The organism is Pseudoalteromonas luteoviolacea CPMOR-1 (assembly GCF_001625685.1).
In the GTDB taxonomy this organism is placed as follows: Bacteria; Pseudomonadota; Gammaproteobacteria; order Enterobacterales; family Alteromonadaceae; genus Pseudoalteromonas; species Pseudoalteromonas luteoviolacea_K.
Map to the genome: position 1 here is coordinate 248,169 of NZ_AUYC01000084.1, position 12,192 is coordinate 260,360.

Here is a 12,192-nt window from a genome sequence, read left to right on the forward strand (position 1 = left end):
ATGAGTGAAGTAAAGAAGGTTGTACTGGCGTATTCTGGCGGTTTGGATACGTCTGCAATCGTACCATGGTTAAAAGAAAACTACGGTTGCGAAGTAGTCGCGTTCGTCGCAGACGTAGGTCAAGGTGAAGAAGAGCTTGCTGGTGTAGAAGAAAAAGCCATCGCCTCAGGGGCCAGTGAATGCCATGTCGTTGACTTAAAAGAAGAATTGGTAAGTGATTATATTTATCCGACTTTGCAAACTGGCGCTATTTATGAAGGCACCTATTTACTTGGGACATCGATGGCGCGTCCTATCATTGCCAAAGCTCAGGTTGAAGTAGCCCGTAAAGTAGGGGCAGATGCGTTATCGCATGGGTGTACGGGTAAAGGCAATGATCAGGTTCGTTTTGAATCTTGTTTTGCTGCGTTAGCGCCTGATTTAAAAGTGATCGCACCATGGCGTGAGTGGACACTATCGAGCCGAGAGTCGCTGCTTGATTACCTTGCCCAAAGAGATATTCCCTGTGCTGCATCGGCCACAAAAATATACAGCCGAGATGCCAATATTTGGCACATCTCTCATGAGGGTGGTGAGCTTGAGGACCCTTGGAATCAGCCAAGCGATCAGGTTTGGACTTGGACAACAGCGCCAGAGCAAGCGCCTGAAAAGCCTGAATTTGTTTCAGTTCTAGTTGAGCAGGGGGCAGTTGTTGCGGTCAACGGTGAGCGATACAGTCCTTATCAATGCCTAGTAACATTAAACCAAATTGCCGCAAAACATGGGGTTGGCCGTGTTGATATCGTGGAAAATCGTCTCGTTGGTATGAAATCTCGCGGCTGTTATGAAACGCCGGGCGGCACGGTGATCATGGCTGCATTGCAAGCCATTGATGAATTAGTATTAGATAAATCAAGCCGTAAGTGGAAAGAAACATATGCCAGCGAGTTTTCTCATCTAGTTTACGATGGCCGTTGGTTTACGCCACTGAAAGACTCCATTTTAGCCGCTGCTCAAGCGTTGGCTGGTAATGCGACGGGTGAAGTGGTGTTGAAGCTGTACAAAGGGCAAGTGGTCGCTGTACAAAAGCAATCAGTGAACAGCCTATATAGCGAGGATTTTGCCACATTTGGTGAAGATGATGTTTATGATCAATCTCATGCTGAGGGCTTTATTCGTCTGTTTTCGCTGTCGAGTCGCATTGCAGCTTTGAATAAGCAAAAGCAGTCTTAGTGGCGCAAAAGGAGTTATAAGTTATGGCATTATGGGGTGGGCGCTTTTCTACAGGCCCTGATCAAGCATTTAAGCAGTTTAATGATTCATTACCTTTTGACTACCAGTTAGTTGAGCAAGATATCGTCGGTTCTATCGCATGGGCTGGTGCGCTTGAGCAAGTCGGAGTTTTGACAAAAGAAGAGTGTGGACAGCTTGTCGCTGCTCTAGACTCACTGCTAGAGGAGTCAGTTCAAGATAGGGCGTCGATAGCAAGCAGTGGCTATGAAGATATCCACTCGTATGTTGAAGCGAAACTGATAGAAAAAGTGGGCGACTTAGGTAAAAAGTTGCATACCGGTCGCAGCAGAAATGACCAAGTTGCTACGGACTTTCGGCTTTGGTCTCGTCAGACTGCACAGCAGATTGTCGCTGCGCTAAAGTCTTTGCAAGGTGCGTTGGTGCAACTAGCTGAACGGGAGTTTGAGACCATTTTACCTGGTTACACACATTTACAGCGCGCGCAGCCTGTGCTCTTTAGTCATTGGTGTATGGCGTATGTTGAGATGTTGACTCGCGATGTTTCACGTTTGAACGGTGCAATTGAACGCCTCAATGAATGCCCGCTTGGATCTGGTGCATTGGCAGGCACTGCGTATCCAGTGGATAGGGAGCACTTGGCAGAGCAACTTGGTTTTAATCGTGCTACGCGAAATAGCTTAGATGCCGTGTCTGATAGAGATTTTGTGGTAGAGCTACTGAGCTGCGCCTCTATTTCAATGATGCATTTGTCGCGTCTTGCTGAAGATATGATCTTTTATAACAGTGGTGAGTCAGGTTTTATTGAATTGGCAGATAACGTGACGTCGGGCTCATCCTTGATGCCGCAAAAGAAAAACCCAGATGCACTGGAGTTAATTCGCGGAAAAACGGGGCGTGTGTTTGGCGCATTCAGTGCCATGATGATGACACTCAAAGCACTTCCTTTGGCATATAACAAAGATATGCAAGAAGATAAAGAAGGTCTGTTTGATGCCCTACCAACGTGGATCGCATGTATTCATATGGCGGAGTCTTGTATTCAGGGGGTGAAAGTAAATGCTGAAACGACCTTAAAGGCTGCACAAGGCGGGCACGCTAATGCAACTGAACTTGCAGATTACCTTGTCGCTAAAGGTATTCCTTTTAGAGAAGGGCATCACATTGTTGGACAATTGGTGCAAATAGCCATTGAGCAGGGCAAGAATTTAGAAGAGCTTGCCCTGGATGAATTTAAACTGGTATGCCCAAAAATTGACAGTGATGTCTATCCGCGGTTAGAAATTGCCGCTTGTATTGCCGCAAGGCAAGCGTTGGGCGGCACATCTTTGCCGCAAGTGCGCGAAGCTATCAATACATTTAAGCAATCTATCGCAGATTAAATATACATAAGTTGCTCGAGTGAAGTGATTGCAAAACTTCACTCATTATTTTTAGTTTACATTTTATTTTCTTTATTGTGTCATATAATATGCATTTGTTCCCATAAGTTCCCTCTTTGGTCAAAGATTTACATGCACTAACAGTAAAAGGTCTAATCTAATCTTTTTTAAGTTTTTGACTTTAAAGTTATTTTTGTTTTTTCACTTCCTAAGTTGATCATTATATTTTTTGTTAACTGATATGAAATTCAGTGATTTTTAATTGTTAAAATGACAATTTCAGACTCGTTTTCCTATAAATCAATAGGTTAATTATTGTTCTCTTAAAGGTTTGGTAAATTTTTTGTTTTATTTTTGTTTTGCTCTGGCCTGGTTGTTGCTTAAATATGACTTCTAGAGTTTTAGCTGCTGAATATTGTTGTGTCAGCTGAAATGAAAAAATTCATAAAGAGGGAAAGCAATGTTTAACTTTAATATCGAACACTTTGATTCATCTAAAAATGCTGGAAAAACAAAGACAAAATCTGGTAATGTGATTACATCTCTCGAAATTTTAAAGGTTGTATCTGGTGGGCGTGGTAGCGGCAATTATCCTAAAAAGCGCTTTTCATATACTCAACGTAGATAATGGCATTTGATTACTTCGGATTAAGTATTGGGGCCCTGGTGATATGGGGCTTTTTTATGGCCAGTTTACTCCATGTGTCTTTTTATATACTGGCCGTGAATAAAAATGTGCAGGCATTAGCATGCGCAACTATTTTGGCTGTCTCATATAGCCTGAGTGACTTGACTATGCCAGTAAATTTTGAAGCCATAGATTTTGGGGTCTTGCTGGCTTATGATTTACTCACGTTGTTTATACTTATCATAGCAAGGCACTTTCTGTTTCAGCAGGCTGTTCGCCAACCTTGCTATACATATTGCTGCATAGGCCTGACCATAAATGCGCTGTTATTTTTAGCGATGTTTACAGACTCGTATTTATTAGGTAACTATGAACCTTGGGGTTTATGGTACTTTTATTCTTCAACCGTCAATATTGTCGACTTAATCATGGTTAGCGCTGTGATACTGAACCGTGATTTTATAGGTTTACAATTACTGTCACAAAAACTTTTTAGTACAAAGGTGACTGCTTAATTTGCTGCTATCACGTGAGTGTCATAGCAGCAACTGGCCGACTCATTAATATTGATATTCCCAACTGACACCAAATGCTTGATGTGTATCGTCTTGTTGATCTGTTTTGTCTTGCCAAATAGTAAAGCTGGATTTAAATAGACCTGTCCAAAGCTCAGTTTGAACACCAACTTCTAACAACGTTCGGTCCAAATCAAGCGATTCAAAATCGCTCACTTTTAGCTTTGCATACCCCCCAGCGCCTTCAATTTGAAAGTAATCGGCTGCAATGGTAATGCTTTTTACTTGAGGTCCACTGGATGCACCAAGCCACAGCCCATATTCTTTGTAGTCAGCGCCTTTATCTGTTTGTTGGAAGTTACATTGAAAGCTTGCTGACCCTGCTAAGCAATCAGTTGTGGTATCACTGAATTCGATATAGCCTTTTATACGGTAGTCTTCATCAGCCCAGAAGCTTTCAACACCTGCCGTAAAAAGCGTTTCATCCGGTAGAACGCCGTTATCATTGTTACCACTATACTCGCCGTACAATGCGAAAGGCTGGCCACTCCATATTGATGAGAATTTAAAATCTACGCTGGTAATACGTTGTTTTTTCAGCTCGGTTTCAGTGCTTAGTTGGGTGTAAACAAAGTCACTGCCTGTCGTCGCAAAACCCAGTTCAAGTCCTTTAACGGGGGTGGAAGAGAATCGAGCCCCCCAAAAGTTTCCAGACTTATTGGCTGGTTTTTGACGTGCAGCGATGGCGGTGATTTGCCATGGCCCAATAAAAGATAAAAACTGTGGTCCTTTGTAATTTGTATTGGCTCTACTTAAACGGACAGCTTTCATCGGAGTTGCATTATTGGATAGCAGCAGCGCGTTCTCATTGCCAGAGCCCCACCAATAGTCAAGTCGTTCAGCGCTTAAAGACCAGTCACCGAGTAATACGGCTAAGTGGCTACCATGATGATTAATATGCTTGCCATCCAGTGCTTCATCGGCATAGTTGATTTGAACGCGAGCACTGACATTGCTGCCGGTGATCTCACCAAATGTTGTAATGCCCGACTTCTCTCTATGATTCTCACCCATGCCAGTATCTGAACCTGGCTTATGTCTATAATGCGCTTTAATACCGGATTGCGTGCTTGTTTTTGCATACTGAAGTGCATGGCGAAGGTGACTGACAGCAAAAGCGGTTTCATCATTCAAAGAGGCTGAATCGATATGACTCAAGTCATGTGCGATGCCTTGCCATAATAAAGGGTATTGATTAACAGGTCGATTGATCAGGCCATAGCTGACCAATAAATCGATTGAGTGCTTTAATGCACTATCCTCAGCAGATATCCAAGGCCCAGCGTAGCTGTGAAGTGATAAAGTGCACAAACCGATTGCACTGAGATATTTTAACTTCATGCGTGCAGTTTCTCCTTCAGGGCGCTAGCAACCAGTGGGTCAACAAATTCACTGACATCTCCGTGGTGAAGCGCGACCTCTTTGACTAAGGTTGAGGAGATAAATGAGTTTCTTTCTGATGGCGTTAAAAATACGCTTTCTAACTCTGGGTATAGTCTACGGTTCATATTGGCAAGTTGAAACTCATAGTCAAAGTCAGAGACAGCGCGGATCCCCCTAATCAAGACATTGGCATTTTGTGCTTTTGCTAGGTCAACTAATAGACCTGAGAATCCGATAACTTTGACATTTGGTATGTCACACAGCACTTCTTTAGCTAATTCTACACGCTCTTCAAGTGTGAAACAGGGCTTTTTTGAAGGGTTGTGTGCGATGGCTAATATGACGGTATCAAACATATTCGCAGCGCGTTTTATAAGATCAGAATGTCCGTTTGTCAGCGGATCAAATGTACCTGGATATAGAGCTATAACTTTCATCAGATTGTTGCAACACAAAAAATTTTTGCTATGTTAGCAGCCTTCTAAAGCAAATTCACTGGTCTGCTTTCAAATTTGCTCATTTAACCTTGTATATGTTTAGTGCTATTTTCAATTAACCAAGTGGCCGCCAAGCCGTTACTTTAATTAAGCGTGTAAAGAGAGTTGGATATGAATACCAAGGAAAAAATAATTCGTACGAGTATTGCCCTGTTTAACCTGCATGGTGAACGAGCAATAACCACCAATCACATTGCTTCCAATATGGGGATTAGCCCGGGAAACTTGTACTATCACTTTAAAAATAAAGAAGACATCATCAGGCATATTTTTTCTCTCTACAGCGAACATTTGAGCACGCATTTTAAGCCATTAAGTATTGAGCATGAGCCTTTGGAGCAATTGACACAGTACTTAGACTCTTTGTTTGAGTTAATGTGGCGATATCATTTCTTTTACGACAATCTCACGGATATTTTGGCGCGTGATAAAGGCTTGAAAAAAGATTATATCGAATTTCAATCACAGTTATTTGAGCAAGTTAAAGCCGTTGTTATCGGCTTGCGCAGTGCCGGTGTGATTGATATTGAAGACTATGATGTGGATGAGTTGGCACATATGCTCAAAATGGTTGTTAGTTTTTGGACTCCTTATGTCAAAGCAAGAAGGTTGACAGGAGTACTTGAGCAAAAAGATATCTACAATGGTATTGTGAAAGTGCTGATGCTATTTAAGCCTTATGCAACACAAATGAGCAGTGAAAAAATAGCGCAGCTGAGAGATTATTATCAAGAGCAGGCTGATACAAGCTTACCAAGTATTGCTTAATCGGCTGTAATCGAGCTGCCATCTGACGTTGGCAGCTTTAGCTGTGGTCCTCAACTATTTGCCAATCTCGCTGATTATTTCCTAGTCTTTAATAAGTTTGCTATAATCCCGCGCCTTAAAATGATTCAACGTCTTGTGCGTTTATAGTTTCACACCAGCGAGTAACTTCATATGCTTAAATTTATCGTCAAGCTGCACCCTGAGATCGTCATTAAAAGTAAATCAGTGCGTAAGCGTTTCACTAAAATTTTAGAAAAAAACATCAAGCTTTTGCTGGGCCGAGTTGATGAAAAGATTTTCGTGAAAAACAACTGGGATAATATCACGGTTGTGAGTCAGTTAAGTGATGATAAAACACGCTTGGCATTGATTGATGGCCTAAAGCGTGTGCCTGGTGTGACGTTATTTTTAGAAGTACAGGAAGTGACCTTCGAAACGTTGGATGATATCTACCAACACACTTTACCATTAGTGCGTGAGCAAATTGCGCATAAAACGTTCTGTGTTCGTGTGAAACGTCAAGGTAAGCATGACTTCACTTCAAGTGATGTAGAGCGTTACGTGGGTGGCGGGCTAAATCAAAATGTTGAAACGGCAAGTGTAAAATTAACTCGACCGCAAGAGACGGTTAAAATCGAAATAAAGGACCAGTTTGCCTATATCGTGCGTGCCCAATATCGTGGTTTAGGCGGATTCCCACTGCCTACTCAAGAAGATGTGCTGTCTTTAATGTCGGGCGGGTTTGATTCGGGTGTTGCCAGTTACCAAATGATCAGAAAAGGCGCTCGTACGCATTTCTTATTTTTCAACTTAGGTGGGGCTGCACATGAGATTGGCGTGAAGCAAGTGAGTCATTACCTTTGGAAGCAGTATAGCTCAACACATAAAGTAAAGTTTATTACGGTTGATTTTGAACCTGTCGTTGCAGAAATTTTGGAAAATGTAGAAAACAGCCAGATGGGTGTTATCTTAAAGCGTATGATGATGCGAGCGGGTAGCGCTGTCGCACAAAAGCTTGGTATTCAAGCACTTGTTACAGGTGAAAGCATTGGTCAGGTTTCCAGCCAAACATTGGCAAACTTAAGTGTTATTGACCGTGTGACTGAAACTTTGATCCTAAGGCCGCTGATCCAGAATGACAAAGAAGAGATCATCCGGATTGCCAGAGAAATTGGTACATGTGAAATGGCTGAAGCCATGCCTGAGTACTGTGGTGTGATCTCTAAAAAGCCAACGGTTAAAGCGGTACTTGAGAAAATAGAAGCAGAAGAAGCTAACTTCGATTTTGATGTATTGGATACTGTCGTCGATAACGCGGTGATTAAAGACATTCGTGATATCGAAGTTGAAGCAAAAGAAGAAGTCAAAGAAGCAGAAAACGTCAAAGAGTTACCAGAAAACGCAGTGGTCGTTGATATTCGTTCTCCAGAAGAGGAAGATGCAGATCCATTGGAAATCGACGGCATTGAAGTGATCCATTTACCGTTTTTCCGTTTAGCGACTAAATTCGGTGATTTGCCTCAAGATAAAGACTATTACCTCTATTGCAGTAAAGGGGTAATGAGTCAGCTACAAGCACTGATCTTACATGAAAATGGTTTTACTAAAGTTAAAGTCTACAGACCATAAAAAATACTAGAGCAGGCTTAAGTCTGCTCTATCAGTTTTATTTGTCGCCATAATCTGTCGTTGATATCCGCATGGCGACCATGCTTTTGTGCTGTTAAAGAGATAAAGCCACAAATTGCATCTATTTCAGAACGCCTTTTAAGCTTGATATCTTGTGCCATCGATGACGTATTCTTTGCGGTTAAAGTCATAACGTTGTAGGCACGAGCAAGTTCTTCATTTAATTTTAATTGAACCCCCTCTAAGTGCGCAATAAAACAAGCTTCATTAAGCAAGTCTAATACGTCAGAGGCATATTTGGGAGCCCTCAATGCACCATTGGGGCATTGCTTAATCGCACTTAATGGATTGATGGCAATATTTACACAGAGCTTTTGCCAGCGGATCACGTTGATGTCATCAACCATTTCAATGGGATCAAAACGCTGTGAGAACCATTTTTGATATACATCGTTCAGCGTGAGTTGCGCCGCTAAGTTGCAAGCGCCCAGTTGAGTGAGGCCTGGGCCTTTAAATATCACTGTGTTTGGGGCTGATTTCATACCACCCATAGAGGTACTGAGAAAAAACAGCGCCTGTTTTGAAGCTAACTTGGCGCTGATCTCAGAGAGGTCGTGCATGCCATTATGGCTGAGAATAATATCAGCGTCATGACTCAAATGGGGTATAATCTCTTTGCAAGCCTGTTCTAGCTGGTAGGCTTTCACTGGCACGATACAGGTCTGAATTTTTTTATTCAGCTGTTTCAATGTGGTCACTTGTACATTGAGGCGATGCTGTATTTTGCCTCGAGTGAGAAAGTATTCAGTATCTGTGCTATCACGTGTGATAAGGACCACCGTATGGTGGTGAGCGAGCCTTTCAGCCAAAAGTAACCCAATTGCCCCACACCCAAGGATATAAATCTCACTCATTATTTAGCCTGCGTTGCTTAAAGCGTTGGTAAAACCATATGGCAATGAAGTAGCTAATAGCACCTGCTACATCAGCAATAAAGTCGCCTAGAGATGCTTGCCTGTATGGGATGGTAGATTGCATCCACTCTACGGCCGCACCATAACTTATTAGTAGCACCATATGAAACCAGATCTTGAATCTAAAAGCGCGATGGGAGAAAAATGCAAGTGCAAAAAATACCCCAAAGTGCACGACTTTATCTAAGTGCTCTATTCTTAAGCCATGACCTTTCACTTCTTTTGCAAAAAGGTATGTGATGACGATTAAAAACAGTAAAAGTAGTGTTCTATATACTTTTCTGGTCACATGTGCTCCAACTTCGATGTGATGAAAATTGAGTATAACACTGAAATATTAAAAGTGGCTTAATAGCAAATGTATGAATACACAGCAGTATATGACTATGCACCAGCGTTCAAGGTGATGTAAAAAAGTATATATTATTGCTAGCGAGCATTGTTATAATTCGACATAAATTTGTTTTGAGGAGAAAGCAATGCCTTCATTTGATATTGTATCTGAAATTGAAATGACGGAAGCAAAAAATACCGTTGATAATGCAAACCGTGAGCTAGAAACGCGCTATGACTTTCGTGGTGTCGAAGCATCGATCGAGTTAAAAGACGAAGTGATCCAGTTAAAATCTGAGTCTGAACAACAGGTGATGCAACTGTTTGATATAGTCGTAGGTAAAGCAGCAAAGCGTGGCTTAGATGTTGGCTGTTTTGAGTTAAAAGACGTAGAGCGCAGTGGTAAAACGTTTGCACGTAAAGTGGCGTTAAAGCAAGGTATTGATAAAGATATGGCTAAGAAAGTCGTTAAGCTTATCAAAGATTCTAAGCTTAAAGTACAAGCGGCTATTCAAGGTGAAGAAGTACGTGTTACAGGAAAAAAGCGTGATGATTTACAAGAAGTTATGCAGCTTATTCGTACGTCAGAACTAGGTCAGCCATTCCAGTTTAAAAACTTTAGAGACTAATTGGTTTCTCAACTAGGGTTTCAGATCAATAGATGGTGCTGGAACTCTAGACGTCCATTGACAATCCCCCCTTAAATCTCAGACAATGTGCGCGGAATTTCGAGGTGCCTGACCCGACAGATAGACTGTCGGTATATTGGATAATCGGGAAGTTGGTGCGCAAGACAGAACTTGGCAATGCCAACGCTGCCCCCGCAACGGTAAAACTGTTTAAATTGGTTGAGCCCGGAGACCGGCCTTGAATTTGACTCATTTGATGAACTTTGTGCGGTGGGCACAGAGTAGGGGACCTTCATGTTAAAAATTTCTGCGCTAAGTGCTGCTGTATTAGCAGCGGTATCATTTCACACATCTGCGACTCAAGAAATAGAGCGTATTACCGTTACAGCAAATAAAATTGAGCAGTCGCAAAAAGATGTATTAGCGTCTATATCGGTAATAGAACGCACAGACATCGAGCGCAGTGGCGCACGCGACCTGGTTACGCTTCTATCTCAGCAAGCTGGTATTCAAATTAATTCAAACGGTGGTTTTGGCCACAATGCTGGTTTGACTTTAAGAGGTGCAAGCTCAAAGCATACTCTGGTATTGATTGATGGAAATCGAGTGGGCTCTGCAACACTAGGCTATAAGTCAATTGCAAAAGTGCCTCTGCAAAGTATTGAACGTGTTGAAATATTAAAAGGATCTCGAGCAGCAATTTATGGCTCTGATGCTATGGCTGGCGTGATCAACATTATCACTCGTCGTGCGGAGCATACAACAGCGGATATTACCCTGGGTAGCAATAGTTATCGCAATGCTCAAGTCGCTACTTCGTTTAAGAATGATGTGCTGACTGTTTTAGCAAATTTGGGCTACGAAGAAACTGATAATTTCGACGTGCTACAGGGTACACAGCCTGACAAAGATGCTCATGATAACACCAGTTTTGGGCTGAGAGCCGAGTACCAAATTACGTCAGAAAGCAAAGTATTTGCGGCTTTTCAAGGCAGTGAAGGGGATACAAGCTATGATAGTCGCTTCGGATCTAGCAATGCGACTGTATACCAAGATAAGTTCGACAATCAATTTTTAAGCATCGGTTTTGAGACGCAGTTGGGTAATGTATCACATGCATTTACAGCAACGAAATCGCAAGATGAGTCCTTGGATGTGAGTGAGTTTGGTGACAGCAAAACGGTGACTAAACGCAATATATTCAATTACGATGGCCATATTGATGTGCAAGAAAACTGGGTTGTTCTGGGGGGGGTCAATGCAACAGAAGATGATGTATCTGCATCAACTTCTACCTATGTACAGAGTGAGCGTGATACCTTGGGTGTATTTGTAGGTACTGTTTACGAATATGATCAAGCTTTGGTAGAGGCAACGGTACGTTATGACGATGATGATCAGTTTGGCAGTGAAGTGACACAAAGTCTCGCATTGGGATATAAAGTACATCGCGATGCTACATTTAGACTAGCCCATAATACTGGCTATAAAGCACCTACTTTTAATGATCTGTATTTTCCTTCATCTGGAAACCCGGCACTATTACCGGAAGAGTCAGATAACTTTGAGCTTGGCTTAAAGGCAGCGATGGCTGACACTGTGATAGATTTTGCGATTTATCAAACGGATTACACAAATAAGATAATATGGAGACCTAATGCTAACGGCAATTGGGGACCTGATAATGTCGAGAATGCACAGCATCAAGGTTTAGAGCTGAGTATTTCAAATACGTGGCTGTATGGTATTGAGTCAGACTTCAATTTCGCATTTGTAAATGCTAAAGACAAGACCAATGGTAAGCCACTTCCTCAGGTTGCAAAGAGCACTGTTAATTGGCAGCTCGCTAAACAATGGGATGACTTTGAAGTGATCACTGAGCTGCAGTTCCGTGGTCGTCGAGACAGCACGGCAGCTTTACCTACTGGCGAAGCATTTAGATTAAACTCATATACCTTGGTGAACTTAGCGGCCAATTATGATTTGTCTGACGCACTTAAGTTATCTGCGCGAATAGAAAACTTACTCGACAAAGAGTATGGTGCGGTTGCATCCAGCCTAGTAATGAATGAGCAAAGCGAAGTGACAGGCGTGAATTATTACAACACACCTGAAAGACGTTTCTTTGTTAATTTACAATATCGCTTTTAAGCGGTAAAAAAAA

The 12,192-nt window shown here is 42.1% G+C and carries 11 protein-coding genes, 1 pseudogene and 1 riboswitch; of the genes and pseudogenes, 8 read left to right on the forward strand and 4 right to left on the reverse strand.

Annotation, left to right across the window (positions count from 1 at the left end):
- The 4 genes and pseudogenes from N473_RS24225 to N473_RS24235 all read left to right on the forward strand — a co-directional run bounded on the left by N473_RS24225 (position 1) and on the right by N473_RS24235 (position 3,755).
- Positions 1–1,212: an argininosuccinate synthase gene (locus tag N473_RS24225; RefSeq protein ID WP_063370185.1), complete on the forward strand. Its 1,212-nt coding sequence runs from the start codon at positions 1–3 to the stop codon at positions 1,210–1,212.
- A 23-nt stretch (positions 1,213–1,235) separates the two neighbouring features.
- Positions 1,236–2,597 (forward strand): annotated as a pseudogene (argH, locus tag N473_RS24230) (argininosuccinate lyase); the annotation flags it as partial.
- A gap of 475 nt (positions 2,598–3,072) precedes the next feature.
- Entirely contained in the window at positions 3,073–3,240 is a 168-nt protein-coding gene (locus N473_RS26410; protein ID WP_155735729.1) for a hypothetical protein, read from the forward strand.
- 56 nt (positions 3,241–3,296) lie between these two features.
- Positions 3,297–3,755, forward strand: a complete 459-nt coding sequence (locus N473_RS24235) for a hypothetical protein (protein ID WP_155735730.1) — start codon at positions 3,297–3,299, stop codon at positions 3,753–3,755.
- A gap of 45 nt (positions 3,756–3,800) precedes the next feature.
- Here N473_RS24235 and N473_RS24240 read toward each other — a convergent pair whose 3' ends face one another.
- Positions 3,801–5,156: a capsule assembly Wzi family protein gene (locus tag N473_RS24240; RefSeq protein ID WP_063370188.1), complete on the reverse strand. Its 1,356-nt coding sequence runs from the start codon at positions 5,154–5,156 to the stop codon at positions 3,801–3,803.
- Positions 5,153–5,635 (reverse strand): pantetheine-phosphate adenylyltransferase, encoded by a 483-nt coding sequence (gene coaD / locus N473_RS24245; protein ID WP_063370189.1) that lies wholly within the window; start codon positions 5,633–5,635, stop codon positions 5,153–5,155. Before coaD ends, N473_RS24240 begins: the two co-directional genes overlap by 4 nt.
- Before the next feature lie 171 nt (positions 5,636–5,806).
- Between coaD and N473_RS24250 the strand changes: the two genes are divergently transcribed.
- Both N473_RS24250 and thiI read left to right on the forward strand, forming a co-directional pair.
- On the forward strand, positions 5,807–6,463 hold the full coding sequence (locus N473_RS24250) for a TetR/AcrR family transcriptional regulator (RefSeq protein ID WP_046355665.1): 657 nt from the start codon (positions 5,807–5,809) through the stop codon (positions 6,461–6,463).
- Positions 6,464–6,634: 171 nt separating this feature from the next.
- Positions 6,635–8,092, forward strand: coding sequence for a tRNA uracil 4-sulfurtransferase ThiI (thiI, locus tag N473_RS24255; protein WP_039608279.1), 1,458 nt, complete (start codon positions 6,635–6,637; stop codon positions 8,090–8,092).
- 17 nt (positions 8,093–8,109) lie between these two features.
- Here the strand turns inward: thiI and N473_RS24260 are convergent, their stop codons facing one another.
- Positions 8,110–9,006 carry a ketopantoate reductase family protein gene (locus N473_RS24260; protein WP_063370190.1) on the reverse strand — a complete coding sequence of 299 codons (897 nt, stop codon included), beginning with the start codon at positions 9,004–9,006 and terminating at the stop codon, positions 8,110–8,112.
- On the reverse strand, positions 8,999–9,355 hold the full coding sequence (locus tag N473_RS24265) for a VanZ family protein (protein ID WP_063370191.1): 357 nt from the start codon (positions 9,353–9,355) through the stop codon (positions 8,999–9,001). The genes N473_RS24260 and N473_RS24265 overlap by 8 nt, the downstream gene beginning before the upstream one ends.
- Before the next feature lie 190 nt (positions 9,356–9,545).
- On the opposite strand from N473_RS24265, the gene N473_RS24270 reads away from it, so the two are divergent.
- A complete protein-coding gene (locus N473_RS24270) occupies positions 9,546–10,028 on the forward strand; it encodes a YajQ family cyclic di-GMP-binding protein (RefSeq protein WP_063370192.1) in 483 nt (160 codons plus the stop codon).
- A gap of 85 nt (positions 10,029–10,113) precedes the next feature.
- Positions 10,114–10,284: riboswitch (cobalamin riboswitch) on the forward strand.
- 38 nt (positions 10,285–10,322) lie between these two features.
- The gene (locus N473_RS24275; RefSeq protein ID WP_063370193.1) at positions 10,323–12,179 is read left to right on the forward strand and encodes a TonB-dependent receptor domain-containing protein; all 1,857 of its coding nucleotides are present in this window, start codon (positions 10,323–10,325) and stop codon (positions 12,177–12,179) included.
- Positions 12,180–12,192 lie beyond the last annotated feature (13 nt).